General features: G+C 64.5%; 13 protein-coding genes. 8 read left to right on the forward strand and 5 right to left on the reverse strand.

The window, feature by feature from the left end:
* Position 1: 1 nt before the first annotated feature.
* The gene (locus ACZ1JX_RS19165; RefSeq protein WP_465126539.1) at positions 2-1,585 is read right to left on the reverse strand and encodes an acyl-CoA dehydrogenase family protein; all 1,584 of its coding nucleotides are present in this window, start codon (positions 1,583-1,585) and stop codon (positions 2-4) included.
* Between the two features lie 52 nt (positions 1,586-1,637).
* Between ACZ1JX_RS19165 and ACZ1JX_RS19170 the strand changes: the two genes are divergently transcribed.
* The 3 genes from ACZ1JX_RS19170 to ACZ1JX_RS19180 are packed head-to-tail and all read left to right on the forward strand — an operon-like array spanning position 1,638 to position 4,678.
* A complete protein-coding gene (locus tag ACZ1JX_RS19170) occupies positions 1,638-2,087 on the forward strand; it encodes a MarR family winged helix-turn-helix transcriptional regulator (RefSeq protein ID WP_465126540.1) in 450 nt (149 codons plus the stop codon).
* On the forward strand, positions 2,080-3,165 hold the full coding sequence (locus tag ACZ1JX_RS19175) for an HlyD family secretion protein (RefSeq protein WP_465126541.1): 1,086 nt from the start codon (positions 2,080-2,082) through the stop codon (positions 3,163-3,165). The genes ACZ1JX_RS19170 and ACZ1JX_RS19175 overlap by 8 nt, the downstream gene beginning before the upstream one ends.
* Positions 3,152-4,678 (forward strand): DHA2 family efflux MFS transporter permease subunit, encoded by a 1,527-nt coding sequence (locus tag ACZ1JX_RS19180; protein ID WP_465126542.1) that lies wholly within the window; start codon positions 3,152-3,154, stop codon positions 4,676-4,678. The genes ACZ1JX_RS19175 and ACZ1JX_RS19180 overlap by 14 nt, the downstream gene beginning before the upstream one ends.
* Before the next feature lie 137 nt (positions 4,679-4,815).
* Here ACZ1JX_RS19180 and folD read toward each other — a convergent pair whose 3' ends face one another.
* Entirely contained in the window at positions 4,816-5,679 is an 864-nt protein-coding gene (gene folD / locus ACZ1JX_RS19185) for a bifunctional methylenetetrahydrofolate dehydrogenase/methenyltetrahydrofolate cyclohydrolase FolD (protein WP_465126543.1), read from the reverse strand.
* A gap of 44 nt (positions 5,680-5,723) precedes the next feature.
* Positions 5,724-7,247: a phosphomannomutase gene (locus tag ACZ1JX_RS19190; RefSeq protein WP_465126544.1), complete on the reverse strand. Its 1,524-nt coding sequence runs from the start codon at positions 7,245-7,247 to the stop codon at positions 5,724-5,726.
* Positions 7,248-7,563: 316 nt separating this feature from the next.
* On the opposite strand from ACZ1JX_RS19190, the gene ACZ1JX_RS19195 reads away from it, so the two are divergent.
* From ACZ1JX_RS19195 to ACZ1JX_RS19210, 4 genes are all read left to right on the forward strand, one after another.
* Positions 7,564-9,300 carry an ABC transporter transmembrane domain-containing protein gene (locus ACZ1JX_RS19195; protein WP_465126545.1) on the forward strand — a complete coding sequence of 579 codons (1,737 nt, stop codon included), beginning with the start codon at positions 7,564-7,566 and terminating at the stop codon, positions 9,298-9,300.
* 102 nt (positions 9,301-9,402) lie between these two features.
* The gene (locus tag ACZ1JX_RS19200) at positions 9,403-10,470 is read left to right on the forward strand and encodes an efflux RND transporter periplasmic adaptor subunit (RefSeq protein WP_465126876.1); all 1,068 of its coding nucleotides are present in this window, start codon (positions 9,403-9,405) and stop codon (positions 10,468-10,470) included.
* Complete coding sequence (locus ACZ1JX_RS19205; protein WP_465126546.1) at positions 10,467-11,870, forward strand: TolC family protein; 1,404 nt, start codon at positions 10,467-10,469, stop codon at positions 11,868-11,870. The genes ACZ1JX_RS19200 and ACZ1JX_RS19205 overlap by 4 nt, the downstream gene beginning before the upstream one ends.
* A 103-nt stretch (positions 11,871-11,973) precedes the next feature.
* Entirely contained in the window at positions 11,974-14,190 is a 2,217-nt protein-coding gene (locus tag ACZ1JX_RS19210) for a TonB-dependent receptor (RefSeq protein WP_465126547.1), read from the forward strand.
* A 33-nt stretch (positions 14,191-14,223) separates the two neighbouring features.
* Here ACZ1JX_RS19210 and ACZ1JX_RS19215 read toward each other — a convergent pair whose 3' ends face one another.
* Positions 14,224-15,183: an acyl-CoA dehydrogenase family protein gene (locus ACZ1JX_RS19215; protein ID WP_465126548.1), complete on the reverse strand. Its 960-nt coding sequence runs from the start codon at positions 15,181-15,183 to the stop codon at positions 14,224-14,226.
* Between the two features lie 16 nt (positions 15,184-15,199).
* Positions 15,200-16,345 carry an acyl-CoA dehydrogenase family protein gene (locus ACZ1JX_RS19220; protein ID WP_465126549.1) on the reverse strand — a complete coding sequence of 382 codons (1,146 nt, stop codon included), beginning with the start codon at positions 16,343-16,345 and terminating at the stop codon, positions 15,200-15,202.
* 92 nt (positions 16,346-16,437) lie between these two features.
* On the opposite strand from ACZ1JX_RS19220, the gene ACZ1JX_RS19225 reads away from it, so the two are divergent.
* On the forward strand, positions 16,438-17,250 hold the full coding sequence (locus ACZ1JX_RS19225) for a crotonase/enoyl-CoA hydratase family protein (RefSeq protein ID WP_465126550.1): 813 nt from the start codon (positions 16,438-16,440) through the stop codon (positions 17,248-17,250).
* The last annotated feature ends 46 nt before the right edge of the window (positions 17,251-17,296 follow it).

Genomic DNA, 17,296 nt, shown 5'->3' on the forward strand with positions numbered 1-17,296 from the left:
GTCAATTGCGCCCCTCCAGCAGGCCCCGAGCGATCACTTGCGCCTGTATCTCGGCGGCGCCCTCGAAGATGTTGAGAATGCGCGCGTCGCACAGAACGCGGCTGATCTCGTATTCGAGCGCATAGCCGTTGCCGCCGTGGATCTGCAATGCGGCATCGGCGTTGGACCACGCAGCGCGGGCGGCGAGAAGCTTGGCCATGCCGGCCTCGATATCGCAGCGCTTGCCCGAATCCTTGGCGCGGGCTGCGGCATACGTGAGCTCGCGGGCCATGACGATATCGACGAGGCTCATTGCCAGCTTGTCGGCCACGCGGGGGAAATGGACGATGGCCTTGCCGAACTGCTTGCGGCTGCGCGCATAGTCGAGCCCGAGTTCCAATGCGCGGCGGGCAACGCCGACGGCGCGGGCGGCGGTCTGGATGCGGGCGCCTTCGAAGGTGCGCATCAGCTGCTTGAAGCCTTGCCCTTCCTCGCCGCCGAGCAAGGCATCGGCAGGCGCGGTCATGCCATCAAACTGCAGCGCGTATTCGCGCATGCCACGATAGCCGAGCACTTCGATCTCGCTGCCGGTCATCCCGTGGGCAGGAAAGGAATCGTCTTGAGTGCCGCGCGGCTTGGGAACGAGCAGCATCGAGAGGCCGGCATAGCCCTTCGCTTCCGGCAACGTGCGGGCGAGCAGAGTCATCATGTCCGACCGGGCGGCGTGGGTGATCCAGGTCTTGGCACCGTCGACCACCCATTCGCCAGACGCAGAACGACGCGCGCGGGTCTGGAGCGAGCCAAGGTCGGAGCCGGTATCGGGTTCGGTGAACACGGCGGTGGGCAGGACGTCTCCGCTGGCAATGGCGGGGAGCCACTTTGCTTTCTGGTCAGGCGTGCCGCCGAGTACGATCAGTTCGCCTGCAATCTCGGAGCGCGTACCCAGCGAGCCTGCGCCGATCCATCCGCGCGAAAGCTCCTCGGTGACGACGCACATGACCAGCTTCCCGAGGCCGAGGCCACCGAACTCTTCCGGAATGCAGACGCCGAAGGTGCCGAGATCGGCCATGGCGCGCACGGTCTCGTCCGGGATCAGCGCGTTGGCGAGGTGCCAATGATGCGCGTGGGGCAGGATCTGCGCGTCGGTGAAGCGGCGGAACTGGTCGCGGATGGTGTCGAGGTCGTCATCGCCGAAACTGTCAGACGGCCATAGGCCCGAGGCGAGCGCGGCGGCTATTTCGGCGCGGGTTTCCGCATGGTCGGCATCGATCAGGTGGACGCAGGCTTCGGCCAATATGCGTGCGGCCAGGCCGAGGTCGAGGTCTGCGGGGCGGACGATCTCGTTCTGGCCCATCGGCAATCCGCCGACGACCTGGGCCAGCGTCTCGGAAAAGGCGAGCCGGGCAACGGCGTGGTCGAGTGCTGAATCGCTGCGTGCGGCCCATGCCGATGTGGCCTCCAGCGCGGCGACGCTGGTAGCGATCCAGGCAAATCCGTGGGCGCCTCGCTGGTGCTCGTCGATGCGCGAGCCTTCCAGACGGGCAGCCAGCGCGGCCCTGGCCGCTGCCTGATAGTCTCGCGCCGCGGCCAGTTCGTTATTGAACATCCTGTTCTTTTTCCGGATTGAAGAATATAAGCATTGCTATTATCGCCACGGCATGAAAGTCAACGTGGCCTTCTTGTCATCTGACGTCGGACGTCTGTTCCGCAAGCGTTTTGCCGCGAGCGCGCAGCACTTTGGCGTGACAGGTCCGCAATGGCGGATGCTGGCAGCGATCCAGCGTGATCCCGGCACGAACCAGGGCGCCCTGGCAAGCTGGCTCGAAGTCGAGCCGATCACGGCGGGCCGCATGATCGACCGGCTGGAGAAGATGGACCTTGTCGAGCGGCGGCACGATCCCTCGGATCGCAGGTGCTGGTGCCTGCACCTGACGCCCAAGGGCGAGGATCTCGTCAGACACATGGCACCGTTCGCGCAGCAGGCAATCAGCGAGGCGGTCTCGGGACTTTCCGAAGAGGACCATGCCGTGCTGCTGGCTCTGCTCGAGCGGGTCCGATCCAACCTTTCCAACGATGCAACTCCTGAAGCGAACCTGATCCATGGCTGAGGCTGACCCCTTCCCTCCCGAGAATACGCCCGCCGCAGTATCTCCTGCAGCATTGGCTGCCAGCGAGCATGCCGGAGCGACGCGCTCCAGGCGGATGCGCACGGTACTGATGATCCTCGGGCCGGTTGCTGCCGTGGCAGGCGGCCTGTGGTACTGGTTCGGCAATCCCGGCGTGGTCGAGACCGACAACGCCTATATCAAGCAGGACATCGTTGCCGTGGCGGGCGAGGTCAGCGGGCTCATCACGCAGGTCAAGGTGCGCGACAACCAGCACGTCAAGGCGGGCGACGTGCTGTTCACGATCGATCCTTCGACCTTCACCGCAACCGTCCAGCAGGCCGACGCCCAGATCGCGACTGCGCAGGCCAGAGTGACCGCGCTCAACGCCGACGTTGCCGCCAAGGCTGCAGACCTTGCCGCGGCGGGCGACGATCTGGCACTGGCCCAGGCCAACTTCGCGCGCGAGAAGGCGCTGATGGAAAAGGGCTTCAACACTCGCGCGCGGATGGATGCGGCAGAGCATGCCGTGGCGGTGGCGCGCGACAAGATCGTCTCGATCCGCGCCGAAGTGGAGCAGGCGCGGGCCGAACTGGCCAACGGGGCGCAAGTGCCTGGCGTCAATCCCGCCATCGCAGCAGCGCAGGCTAACCGGGCCAAGGCAACGCTCGACATCGAGCGCACGGTGGTACGCGCGCCCGCTGACGGGATCGTCACCCAGGTCTCGCGGCTGCAGGTGGGGCAGATGGTGTTCCCCGGCGTACCGATGCTGTCGATCGTGCGCGACGGCAGTGCGCGGGTGGAGGCGAACTTCAAGGAGACAGACCTGGGCCGCATGCGCCCGGGCCAGCCTGCCGAGATCGAGATCGACGCCTATCCGGGGCTGAAACTGAAAGGCCATGTCGATTCCATCGGTGCGGGCACGGGGTCGGAGTTCTCGGTGCTGCCGGCGCAAAACGCCACGGGCAACTGGGTCAAGGTGATCCAGCGCGTACCGGTGCGCATCGCCATCGACAGCAAGTCCGAGCGGCCGCTGATCGCGGGGCTGAGTTCCGACGTCACGGTTCATGTCGGCAAGTAGCGCGGAAAATCCGCCGCTCGTCTCGCGCAACCGACCGCTGATGCTGGTCGGCGCGATGGCGGCGATGGTCATGTACACCCTCGACACGACGATCGCGAACGTTGCCCTGCCGCACATGACCGCATCGCTCAGTGCCACGCAGGACACGATCACCTGGGTGCTCACAAGCTACGTGCTGGCATCGGCTGTTGCGCTGCCGCTGGCCGGATGGCTGGTCGACAAGTTCGGCATCCGCACAATGATGCTGGCCTCGGTCCTACTGTTTACCGTTGCATCGATGCTGTGCGGCGCGGCGCACAGCCTAGAGCAGATGGTGCTCTTCCGCATCCTGCAGGGGCTTGGCGGCGCATTCCTGTCACCACTGGCGCAGACGATAACGCTGGATTCCAGCACGGCGGAGGAGAGGCCCAGAATGATGGGCCTCTATACGCAGGGCGTGATGCTCGGACCGATCACCGGGCCGATCATCGGCGGATTCCTGACCGACAACTACAGCTGGCGCTGGGTGTTCTACGTGAACTTGCCAGTGGGCCTCATATGCTTCGTGCTGCTGCTGCTCTATCTGCCCAAGACACCGACGAAGCGGCGACGCGTGGACATTACCGGTTGGGTGCTGGTGGCGCTCACCGTTTCGGCCCTGCAGCTGATTCTCGACCGTGGGCTGACGCTCGACTGGTTTGCTTCGGCCGAGATCGTGACTTATGCCGTGGTGGCCGTGGCCTGTGCGTGGCTGGCCGTGTTCCACTTGTCGGGCACGGCACATCCGCTTTTTCCCGCCGGGCTGTTCCACGACCGCAATTTCACGGTGGGCCTTGCCTTCATGTTCCTGATTGGGCTCGTCATGATGTCGGTAATGGCGCTGCTGCCGGGGCTGCTCCAGCAGATCTACGGCTATACGCCGCTGCAATCGGGCATGTTGCTGGCGCCACGCGGAATCGGCATGCTGGCGTCGATCACGCTGTTCGGGCGCTTCATGACCAAAGTGGACGCGCGCGCGCTGCTGGCGCTGGGGCTGCTGCTGATGGGCGCATCCATGTGGATGATGACCGGGTGGTCGCTGGAAATGCCGCGCGGGCCGATCATCATGGCGGGGCTGCTCCAGGGGCTCGGCCTCAGCTTCACGTTCATGCCGATGAACCTGATCTCGTTTGCGACCCTGCCTCCGCAGTACCGCACCGATGCCTCGAGCCTTGGAAACCTGATGCGCAACCTTGGTTCCTCGATCGGGATTTCGGCGGCCTCGGTCGAGCTGGCGCGGAACATCCAGGTCAACCATGCCGAACTTGGCGCCCACGTGACGCGCACGCTTGTGCCCTTCGATCTGGACAGGATCACGGCCTATGGCGGGGTGGGCGACACGATGCTGCGGGTGATGGATGGGATGGTCAACCAGCAGGCGGCGATGATCGCCTATATCAATGACTTCTATGTCATGGCCCTGGCTTGCATCTGCGCGATCCCGCTGCTGTTGCTGGTACGCCCGGCCAAGCCGCAGCCCAAGCCCCAAGACTGAGAATCGCGAAGGCAAAAAAGGGGGCTGACTTGCGCCAGCCCCTTGGAAAGTTTGGGAGAGGATGCCTGAAAGGCACCCCCTCTATCCACGTTGGCGCCTAATGCTGCAAGTGCGAACGGCGCTAAGTGAGTTGCAAATCATGCATACGATGCCTGTTTGGCTGCAAGCACCGTGTTGCTGAGCAGGCAGGCTATCGTCATTGGCCCCACGCCGCCGGGCACGGGCGTCACCGCCTTGGCGTGATCGAGTTCATGCGTGGCGCAATCACCAACGATCCTGGTGTTGCCATCGTGATCGACCACCCGGGTAATGCCGACATCGATGACCACCGCGCCGGGCTTGACCCAGTAACCGCGCACGAGGTGAGGCGCACCGGCGGCGGCGACGATGACATCGGCCTTGCGCGCGACATCGGGCAGGTCCTTGGTCTCGATGTGCGTGACGGTGACAGTCGCCTCGCGCTCGAGCAGGAGCATCGAGACGGGCTTGCCGACGATGTTCGACTTGCCGATGACCACGACGTTGAGGCCGCGATAATCGTCGATCACGCTGTCGAGCAGGAGCATGACGCCAAGCGGAGTGCAGGGAACGAGGCCTCCGGTGCCGGTGGACAGGCGGCCGACGTTGACCGGGTGGAAGCCGTCGACGTCCTTCCCGGGATCAATCCGGTCGAGCACAAGCGCGGCGTCGATGTGCTTGGGCAGCGGCAGCTGGACAAGGATGCCGTGGATCGCGGGATCGGCATTCAACTCGTCGATCAGGTCAAGCACGGTATCCTGCGGCGTATCGGCTGGCAGCCGGTGCTCGATCGAGCGGATGCCGGCCTTGCGGCACTGGCTGATCTTGCGACCGACATAGACTTCGCTTGCCGGATCGTTGCCGACGAGAATCACGGCAAGGCCGGGTGCCGTGCCGCCGCTGGCGACGATATCCGCCACCTCCTTTGCCGTGCGCGCCAGCACTTGCGCGGCGAGCGCCTTGCCATCGATAATCTGGGCCATTGCCTGTTCCTAAACCGCTAATATTGTATGTGTTGCATACAATATTAGCGGTGAGTGTCGCGGAAGGCAACCGCCTCCGGCACGACATCGGCCAGCACATGCGCCAAGGCGCGCGCATTGAGGTCGCGCGCCTTCTCCTCGCTTTCCGCCTCGCTGTAGCAGCGCAGTTCAGGGGCGTTGCCCGAGGGTCGGAAATGGATGATCGCGCCATCGGCAAAGGTCATGCGATAGCCATCGGTCGTGTCGATGCCGGTGGGGAAGCCAGCAATATCGCCAAACAGGCGCGCGATCCGCGCGAGCTGTTCGTCTTCCGGACCGTGCGACAGGAAGGCAATGAGCGCAGCGCTGTTGTCCTGCGGGAAATCGGCGACACGGTCCGAAAAGGTGAAGCGCGGGGGCAGGTCGGCCACGGCATCGGCAAGCGGGCGGTCCTTGGCGTTCAGCACCACGGCGATGATCGGCAGCAGGGCATCGCGCGTCGGCAAGGCGGCCAGATCGCCAACCTTGCTGCCAAGGAGGAAGCCGCCATTGGCTTCATAGCCGCAGACGCGGGCGGCAGGGTCTGCCTCGGCAGCGTCCATCATCGCCCGGATCACATAGGGCGAGCCGATCCGGGTACGCACCACGGACGGAACCGTGCCGCTGAGTTCCAGCACCGTGTTGGAGCTGACCGGCGTGACCACCACGTCCGCAGCCACGGCGCGGGCGCAGAGCAGGCCGACGATGTCGCCGCGCAGCCAGGTGCCTGCGGCATCGGCGACCAGCGGACGATCGGAATCGCCATCGGTGGAAATGATCGCGTCGACTTTGTTCTGCGCGGCCCACTGCGCGGCAAGATCGATGTCCTCCTGGCGAATGGCTTCGGTATCGACCGGCACGAAGACCGTCTCACGCCCGAAGGGGACGGCCTTGGCACCCAGAGCCTCGACCGCACGGACGAGGACGTCCCGGCCGACTGCAGTGTGCTGATAGACGCCGATCGTCAGCCCGGCGAGCGCATCGGCACCGAAGTGGCGCACGTAGCGCGCGATGTATTCGTCAACCACATCGGTGACGGGGGGCATTTCGACCGGGGCGAGCAGGCTGTCATCATTGCCGAAGCGGGCCGGGTCCTGCGCCACGCGCTGGGAGACGATGCCGCCTTCGTCGCTCTTGAGCACTTCGCCATGGGGGCGATAGAACTTGATGCCGTTGCGGTCTGCCGGGATGTGGCTGCCGGTGACCATGATCGAAGGCATGCCTATACCCATGGCGTGGAAGGCCAGCGCGGGCGTCGGCGTGAGGCCGCAGAACACCACCTCGCCGCCGCAATCGCGCACGGCCGTGGCGCAAGCGGCGAGAATCCGGGGCGTGCTGGTGCGCAAGTCTCCCGCAAGGGCGACGCGGTCGCCGGAAGAGAACTCCCCGATCTGGCGAAGATATTGAAGAAACGCCGTTACATAGGCATGGCAGAGCTTGTCGGTCATGGCCACGGCGAGTCCGCGCACGCCGCTGGTGCCGAACGGGACTCCGCTGTTTGCCATCAACTCGGCTACGGTAGCGCCGCTTTCGATCGACATATCATTCATAAGCAACTGTTTTCCACTTCAAAGTCGATCCGTACCGAGCACCTGCAGCACGAAACCACGATCTTGCTGACAACATCACGTCATAGCCGCTTCGGGACAGCCTTGGCAAAGAGGCGCTGCCCTGCGGACCGAACCGGATGCACCCTTGTCAGTTCCCCAAGTCACGATTTTGCCACTCTATTTCGGTTGTGTGGCACATCCGTGTCCGGGTGGGCCTCTTGCGGTTCAGCAAAAAAAGTTCACACATCATTGCCACAAAGACATCGAAGCGCCCCCACTTGTGCTGCACTTGCGAAGATTGGACTAAACCAAGATCATGGCCGTTGCCCACTCCGAAACGTCAACCGGGGCGAACCATCACCACGTACCGACGTTCCGCGACTTCTTTCGCTGGGCAATTCAGGTACTTGGCCCAGATGCGGCATTTATCCGGCTGGCGCTGCTGTTTGGCGCGGCGATATCGCTGCTGTCGCTGGCGACGCCGATTTCGGTCCAGTTGCTGATCAACTCGGTCGCCAACACTGCCCTGCCCGCTCCACTTCTCACGCTTGCGGCGATTCTCTTTTCTCTGCTCTTGCTGTCGGGCATCCTGAGTGCCTTCCGTGTCCATTTGCTCGCCAAGTTCGAGCGGCGCTTCTTCGCTCGGCTCGTTGCGGAGATCACTTTGCGCGCAGTTCATGCGCAGAACCCGTTCTTCGTCGATTCCCGGCGCGGAGACCTGTTCAACCGGTTCTTTGACATTGGCGTGGTGCAGAAGGCGCTGACAAGCCTGCTGATTGCCGGCTTTACCATTGTTCTGCAGAGCTTTGTCGGTCTGCTGGTGACGAGCTTCTACCACCCGTTCTTCCTGGCCTTCAATCTGGTGCTGGTCCTGCTGGTCCTGGTCATCTGGCGCATATGGGCCAACTCGTCGATCGCGAGCGCCGTGTCGAAGAGCCATGCCAAGCACGCCACTGCGCACTGGCTCGGTACGGTGGGCGGCTCCAACGGCGTCTACAAGTCGAGCCGGCACATGGCCTATGCCATCCGCCGGTCCGAGGACATGACCGCGAACTACGTCGCGGCTCATCGCCGCCACTTCCGCTACACCTTTGGCCAGACGCTGGCGCTGCTGCTGCTTTATGCGCTGGCCAGCGCGGGCCTGCTGGCACTGGGCGGGTGGCTGATCCTCGAAGGCGAGTTGTCGATTGGCCAGTTGGTGGCCGCCGAGCTGATCCTGTCGGGCGTGTTCTACGGCATTGCCCAGCTGGGCACCTATCTCGAGGTTTTCTATGAGCTGGCAGCGAGCCTCGAGGAGTTGAACCTGTTCTGGGAAGTGCCGCAGGAAGGTGCCCCTCTTGCCGGGACAGAAGGCGACGCTGCTCGACTTGTCGACGGATCGATCCGCCTGCGTCAGGTTGAGCATGGCCCGCATCGCTTTGACTTTGCCGTGCCCGGTGGAGCGCAAGTTGGCGTGCTCGCCGCACCCGGCGTGGAACGTACGCTGGCGACGCTTCTCAAGCGCCTGGAAGTGCCGCGCAGCGGTTTCGTCTCGGTAGGCGGCGCGGACCTTGCAACGTTCGACATGTATCGCCTGCGTTCGGACGTGATCGTGCTGGATCGTCCGACCATCGTCGAGATGTCGGTGCGGGAGTATCTTGGCCTCAGTGCGCCTGACCGGCCCGACGCGATGATTCAGGCGCTGGAGCTGGTCGGTCTCGACCGCCGCGTAGGGGCGCTGGATGGTGGGCTCGACGCTCTGCTCTCAAGCACGGGCTTTCCGCTGACAGTGGGCGAGACGATGACGCTTAAACTGGCAGGCGCCGTGCTGGCGCATCCGCGTGTGCTTATGCTTTCGCCAATCTACGACATGCTGCCGCCCGAACGGCTCGATGGCGTATTCGCAGCGCTGCGCGAGCATGGCACGACGATCCTGCAGTTCACCGCACGACCCGAAGGACTGGTGCGCGACCGGTGGCTGTGGCTTGGCCCGAAGGAACAGCGCGAGGGTACTTGCCTTGAAGATATCGAGCCATTCGCCCGGGGCGATGTCACCGCCCAAGGGGAGCGCTGAGCCATGGCCATGACTCCTGGTAATTCCGTGCGGCACGACCTTTCCGCCTTCCCGACGCTGGCCAGCCTCAAAGTGCCGCGCACCACCCGCACGCTGGGGCGGATGATCGCGGCGACGATTCCACTGTTGCTGATCCTGCTCTTCGCGGTGAAGTGGGTGCAGACAGCGCCGGGCCGGGGCGAGGTGATTGCGCTCAATCCCGAGGACCGCGTCCAGCAGGTTACTGCGCTGGTACCCGGACGCGTCGAGCGCTGGTTCGTGGTCGATGGCCAGCAGGTCAAGAAGGGCGATCCGATCGCGCGGATCATCGACAACGACCCCGATCTGCTCGCCAGCCTCGGAGCCGAGCGGGCGCAGGTCGTTGCGCAGATTGCGGCTGCCGAACAGGCGCTGGCCACAGCGCGGCTGGACGTGACGCGTACCTCCCAGCTCTATGCCGACGGCCTAGCCGCTCGCCGCGACTACGAAAACACGCAGATCAAGGTGGCCGAAATGGAAGCCAAGCTCGCCGAGGCGCGGGCCAAGCTCAACAAGGCCAATATCGGTCTGAACCGCCAGTCGGCGCAGCTGGTTCGTGCGCCGCACGACGGGCGAATACAGCAGCTGAACACCGCAGCCGGTGCAACTCTGGTCAGCGCGGGCGACTGGCTGGCGACAATTGCGCCCGAGCGCCAGCAGCGCGTGGTCGAACTCCTGGTCGACGGCCGCGACGTGGCGCTCGTCCGACGTGGGCAGGCAGTGCGCCTGAATTTCGAGGGCTGGCCTGCAATCCAGTTCAGCGGCTGGCCGTCGGTGGCGATGGGCATGTTCGACGGACGCGTACTGGCGATTGACCCTTCGGCCCAGAACAGCGGGTTGTTCCGCGTGCTGGTCGAGCCGATGCCGGGGAAGCCCGCCTGGCCAGACGACAATTACGTTCGCCTGGGATCGAAGGTGCGTGGCTGGATCCAGATGGAGACGGTGACCATCGCCTACGAACTGTGGCGCCAGCTCAATGACTTCCCGCTGGAATTCCCGGTTCCGGTCGACACCGGCCCGCGTAAGGGAACCGCGCTCAAGGCCCTGACCGACAAGGAATCGACCAAGAGCAAGAGCGGCGGCAAGTCGGACGAGTATGACGGCGCAGGCTACGGCGGGGCTGGATACAGTGAGGGCGGGGAAGAGAAATGATCTTCCGGATCGTGGCCGCGATCCTCGCCTTCCTGTCGCTTGCGACCCCGGCAGCGGCGCAGGTGGCAAAGGCGCGCGAGCTGACCTTGCGCGAGGTATTGCAATCCTCGGCCACGCATGCCCCGCAGATCCTCGAGGCAATGGCGCGACAGCGGCAGGCCGATGCCCGCGCGCTCAGCGTGGAAGGACAGTTCGACCTCGTGTTCAACGCGGAGGCAACCACGCGGCCCCTCGGCTACTACAATGGTTCCACGGCCGAGGTTTCAGCATATCGCCCGCTCCAGAACAACGGTGGGCAGGTCTATGGCGGCTACCGCAAGTCGTTCGGTGACTTCGCTTCTTACGAAGGCAAGTCGATCACCAACGAATTCGGCGAGATCAAGGCGGGGATGCTGTTCTCGCTGCTGCGTGACCGCGTGATCGACGAACGTCGCGGGCGGCGCGAGCTGGCAGGCGCCGACATCGAGCTGGCCGAGCTGGACCGCGATCTGGTGGCCATCGGCGTGCAACGTCGTGCCATCGAGGCCTATCAGCTGTGGGTGGCAGCTGGCATGCGCGTGCGCATCTATCGCGAGATCTACGATCTTGCCAAGGAACGGCAGGCCTCGATCGAGCGGCAGATCGAGCTGGGTGCCCGTCCCTCAATCCTCGGCACCGAGAACCAGCAGAACATCGTGCGGCGCCAGGCGCTGCTGGTGCGCGCCGAGCAGGATCTGGAGTTGCAGGCCAATGCGCTATCCCTGTTTCTGCGCGATGGCCTGGGTCAGCCGGTGGTGCCATCGGCCGAGCGGCTGCCTCCAAGACTGAGCGACGGTGTTGCCCCTCGCCTTGTAGATCAGAGCGCAGCCATCGCGGCCCGGCCCGATCTTCAGGCGCTGCTCACGCGGATCGAGCAGGCGGGCATCCGCACGCGCCTTGCCGAGAACGATCTGAAGCCGCGCCTCGATGTGCGGGTGGAAGCATCGAAGGATATCGGCGCGGGATCTCCCGTCCGCACGCCGACCGAGGGCATGGTGGGCCTGCGTTTCTCGGTGCCGCTCGAACAGCGCGCGGCCAAGGGCCGCATTGCAGAGGTTGCGGCCGAGCAGGATGCCCTGTCTCTGCGGCTGCGCCTGCTGGAGGAGCAGATCGGCGTTGAGATCACCAACTTGCGCACGCAAGTGAAGGGTGCCGAGAAGCTCGCCGGCCTTGCCACTGCCGAAGCCGCCCTCGCCCGCAAGATGGCCGAAGCCGAGCGCCGCCGCTTCTCGTTGGGCGCGAGCGACTTCCTTGTGGTGAACCTGCGCGAGGAAGCGCTGGCCGATGCCACTGTGCGCGAAATCGACGCGAACTATCGCCACGCCGCCTCGCAAGCCGAACTCGTCGCCGCGCTGGCCGATCGCGAACAGCTCGGGCTCTGAGGTTGAGCGCTATCATGATCTGCAAGTGTGGATTTTGTGACGGCGGGTCTCCCCTTCCAGTACACGCCCTCGTATAGCCGCCCCAGCCTGGACCGGAGCCTACATGTCATTGCTTGCAGCAGGCCTTGTGGCCATGCTTCCATCGCCTACCGAGGCAGCGGCTCAGCCGCCCGTTGCCGACGTGGGCGCAGAAATCGTCGTGACCGCACAGAAGCGGGCCGAACGGGCTGGCGATGTGCCCCTGTCGCTTTCCGTTCTGGGCAGCGATGCCCTCGAGGCCGCGCGGCTCACGCAGGCAGACGATCTTGCCGCGCGCATCCCGAACCTGCGTTTCAGCGCGACAGTTGGAGAGAACACCCCGATCTTTGCCCTGCGCGGCGTTTCCATGTCGGATTTCAGCTTGAATCAGGCCGGACCGGTGGCGGCCTATTACGACGAGGTCTACAAGGGCAACTTCGCCTTCCTCGGGCTGCAACTCTATGATCTTGCCCGGATCGAAGTGCTGCGCGGGCCGCAGGGCACGCTCTACGGCAAGAATGCGACCGGCGGTGCGATCAACTACGTCTCGGCACGGCCGGTCTTTGCGAATGAGGGCTACCTCAAGGCGGGCTTTGGCAACTTCGGCCGCATCGAAACGCAAGGCGCGGTCAATCTGGCCCTTACCCCGACCCTGGCAGCCCGCGTCGCCTTCACCGCCGCGCGAGCCGATGGCTGGTTCCGAAACAGACTGGCGGGCCAGCCTGATCTGTCCTCGACGCGCGAATATGGCGTGCGCGGAAGCGTGCTCTGGCAGCCGTCTGACAGTGTCGAGCTGATCCTGCGCCTCTCAACCAGTCTGCAGATGCCGCAGAACTACGGGAATTTCTCATCGCCCCGCTCCGATGGCATCGGATCGGGTGTCTATGAGGCTTACGGCCAGGGCAGCAGCTATTTCCGGACCGGTCTTGGCGTGCGGGAGATCGAGGCGAATTTCACGCCGCGCCGTCATGCCCGGACGTGGTCTGCGTCGCTCACGGGCACCTTCCGGCTTAGCGACACGCTTTCGCTTATCTCGGTCACCGGATGGGACAAGGGCAGCCTTTACGTGCCTGAGGATACCGATGGCAGCCCCTTGCGCACGCTGGAAATACCCTACACCGATCGCGGCACGCAGTTCGGGCAGGAACTGCGCCTCGTCTGGGAAGGCGATGGTCCGCTCAGCCTGATCGTTGGCGCGCATCACCACCGCGAAGACCTGTTCAACGCGACTGACCTCAATTTCTGGACTGATCTCGACGTCGATGGCAATGGCCGCGTCGATGTGAACGACTGCACCGCGAACGACAGCCTCTATGCCTGCGTCGTTTCGAACCGCTTTGATCAGGACAAGCGCAGCTGGGCGATCTTCGGTGACGCGAAACTGGCTCTTGGTGCGAGAACGACCTTGCGCGGAGGCCTGCGCTTTACCCGCGACACCGGGCTGCAGGACGAGCTCACATCCCAGTTGCGCGGCGTCGATGGCGTGCTCGTTGCAACCCTGATCGAACCGCTTGACCGGCATTTTGCCAACAGCAACCTTTCCGGCAAGATCGCCATCGATCATCGGCTGCCTGACGGCACCTTGCTATTCGCAAGCCTTGCACATGGCTATCGCGCAAGCGGGTTCAATGCCCAGGCGTTCTTCAACGCCTCAGAGGCCGGTGTCGCGCGGCCAGAGACCATCGACGCCCTGGAAGCTGGAGCAAAGCTGAAACTGGCAGGGGGCGCTGTTTCCGCATCGCTGACCGGCTTTCATTACCTCTATCGCAACCAGCAGTTCCTTTCCGTGAACCCGGCGGACGCGACGCAGACCCTCGTCAACCTTGATCGATCGCGTATCTACGGTGCAGAACTCGAACTGGACGCCCGGCCGTTGCCCGACCTGTCGGTGCAGTTCGGGCTTGGCCTGCTGCATGCACGGGCAACGCGTGGGCTTGTCAGCGGCCTCGACGTGCGCGGGCATATCCTGTCAAACGCGCCTTCGCTGACAGCCAACGCAGGGTTTGACTGGACGGCCTGGAGCAACAGCACTGCCAGCGTCACGCTGCGCGGGGATGCAAACTACGTCTCGTCGCAGTTCTTCGAGATCGTCAACATTCCTCGCCTTCGCCAAGGCGGATACGCACTGTTCGGGGGCGGAATCGACTATAGGCGGGGCCCGTGGACGTTGTCGCTGTGGGGGCGCAACCTGACCGACAAGGTCTACTTCACCTCACGCATCGACCTTTCGGGCTTCGGGTTCGATTACAACCATGTCGGCACCCCGCGCACTTACGGCGCCTCGCTACGGCGCGAGTTCTGAGGCGGCGGCGATTACGCTCCTGATGGCCTGCGTTCAGCCGAATACGCTGGCTCTTACCCAGTCGACAGTGGAAACCGGATCGGCAAGGCGCGCTTCGCCAAGCACTTTGGCCCAGTAACCTTCCGATCCATCCGCCAATCTCCATTCATGCAGGCGGCGGCTGAGCAATTGTAGATCGTATTCCTCGGCAATGCCAATGGCGCCGTGGACCGCGTGGACGGATGAAGCGATGCGGACGGCGGCGGTCGAGGTCGTGATCTTGGCGGTTGCGGCGGCTGCGAGCGCCACACCGATCCCTCCCGCACAGCCCAATTGCGCAGCGAGGCGGCAAGCGATCAGGTCTTCGGCGACAACGCTGAGCATCTGCTGAAGCGCCTGCTGGCGACCGATAGGCTTGCCGAACTGGACGCGCTCGGACGCGTGGGTGGTTGCCATCTGGCCAAGCCGCGCGGCAGCGCCTGCGATGAGGGCCGCGCGAAGCACGGCAGATATGGGCCGCAAGCCGTTCGCCGGTCGTGGCAATGCGGGACCCTGCGGTGGAAGCGTCGCCCTTGCGCCAAGCGCGCCGTGCACGCCGGTCTGCTCCAGCCCAAGCGCTGCGGCGGATGCGAGGATCAGCGCTTCGCCATTGTCGACCAGCACGTGCGAGGCCAGAAGCGCGCCAGGTATCGGCATGGCGACAGCCGTTGCCAGCGCGATCGGTCCATCAGGTGCGGCAAGGCCTGCTTCGGCAAGCAGCGCGCGGGCCACCATGGTTTCGGCGACCGGCAGCGGCAAGGCGTGGGCACCGATGGCTTCGACCAGCGGCTCGATGTCGCCGAGCGTCAACCCTGCGCCGCCATGTGCTTCACCCACCAGGGCGTCAAGGAAGCCCGAGGCAGCAAGTTCTGCCCAGATGGCCTCGACCGACCCACCGCCTTCAAGCGCACGGATGGCCGCAGGGGTGGCGATTTCGTCGAGCATGCGGACGAAGGGTTCAAGCAGTTCATTCATAATGGTTCATCCCTTCTCAACGCAGGCCCATTCCGCGCGCGATGATCCCGCGCAGAATCTCGCGCGTGCCGCCGCGCAGGCTGAAGCTGGGGGCGATGTGGGTCACGTATTGCAGGGTGCGGTAGAGTTCGGCGCTGACGGGTTCATCCGGGTGCGCGGCAAGATCGTCGCCGATCACTTGCGGCAGTTCCTGTTCGAACCCGGTGCCGCGATCCTTGACAATGCTGGCCTCGACCACCGGGCTTTCGCCCGCTTCGAGCAGGGCGGTGCAGGCAATCGACATGGCGCGCAAGGTTGCCAGTTCGGCGGTCAGCCTGCCGACCAGCGTATTGGCATCGCTGCGTCCGACAGCCTGCAGATGCCGCACCCAGGCATCGAGCAGGACAACGCTGGAATAGATGCGCTCAGGGCCGGAGCGCTCAAACGCGAGTTCGGCGGTGCACTGCTTCCACCCGTCACCCTCATTGCCGACAAGCGCGTGTTCGTCGAGCATGACGTCTTCGAAGAACACTTCGGCAAAGTGCGCATCGCCGGTGAGGTCGACGATGGGACGGACGGTGACGCCGGGCGCCTTGAGATCGACGATCAGCTGCGACAGGCCGACATGACGGTCCTCGGTCGTGCCGGAGGTACGGACAAGCGCGATCATGTAGTCGGCGTGCATCGCGTTGGTGGTCCAGATCTTCTGGCCATTGAGCTTCCAGCCAGCGCCCACGCGTTCGGCACGGGTGCGAACGCCAGCGAGGTCCGAGCCTGCACCGGGCTCGCTCATGCCGATGCAGAACACCTGATCTCCGCGGCAGATCGCCGGGATATGGCGGGCGCGCTGGACGTCGCTGCCGTAGTTCAGCAGGAGCGGCGCGCTCTGCCGGTCGGCGATCCAGTGTGCGGCGACCGGGGCCCCGGCCTGAAGCAGTTCCTCGACCACGACGAAGCGGGCGAAAGGCCCCCTGCCCTGCCCGCCATGTTCCTTCGGCAGGTTGAGACCGACGAACCCGGCGGCACCCAGCCTGCGGCTGAACCCGGCGTCGAAGCCTTGCCATGAACGCGCTCGACGATCGGAAGGCACGCCGTCCAGCTCCTTGGCGAGGAAGGCGCGGATTGCGGGGCGCAGCGCTTCGTCATCAGGCGGAAGGGTGGCTAGCGTCATGCTGTCGAACACGGATGGAGTCCTCTCTTGCGTTGCCCGTTCGCGCCGGACACGTTAGGGCTTAACCAAACAATTAAGCGATTGCCAAGAGGACCCGAAAGGCCATGTCAGACGAAACCGCCCCCTTCCTGCAGATCGAGCGCGATGGCCCTGTGGCAATCGTCACGCTCAACCGGCCGGACACGCGCAATGCGATCTCGGAAACCAGCCACAGCGAAGAGATTGCGGCGTTCTGCGCCGCTGCCACGCGTAACCCGTCCATCCGCGCGGTTGTGCTGACCGGCGCGGGCAAGGCGTTCTGTGCGGGCGGCAATGTCAAGCACATGGCCGAGAAGACCGGCATGTTCGGCGGCTCGGCATGGTCGATCCGCAACCAGTACCGCACCGGCATCCAGCTGATTCCTGCCGCGCTCTACGATCTGGAAGTGCCGGTTGTTGCTGCGGTCAACGGTCCTGCCATCGGTGCCGGGCTCGATCTTGCCTGCATGGCCGACATCCGCATCGCATCGGACAAGGCGCTGTTCGCCGAGAGCTTCGTGAAGCTCGGCATCGTGCCCGGCGATGGCGGCGCATGGCTTCTGCCGCGCGTGATCGGCATGGCCCGCGCCAGCCTGATGACCCTTACCGGCGACACCATCGATGCTGCCAAGGCGTTGGAATACGGCCTCGTCAGCGAAGTCGTCAGCCCTGAGCGGGTGCTCCCGCGCGCGCTCGAAGTCGCCCATTCCATTGCTGCCAACCCCGGCCACGCTACGCGCATGGCCAAGCGCCTGATGCGCGAAGGACAGGACATGAAGCTCGCGCCCCTGCTCGAGCTTTCCGCCGCCTATCAGGCGCTGGCCCACCACACTCAGGATCACCACAAGGCGGTCAGCGCCTTCCTCGAAAAGCGCAGGCCGGAGTTCACGAACAACTGAGCGATAAACACGGAAAGGCGGACGAGGCATTTGCCCCGCCCGCCCA

Source organism: Novosphingobium sp. BL-A-41-Hi4A-0G, assembly GCF_055521735.1.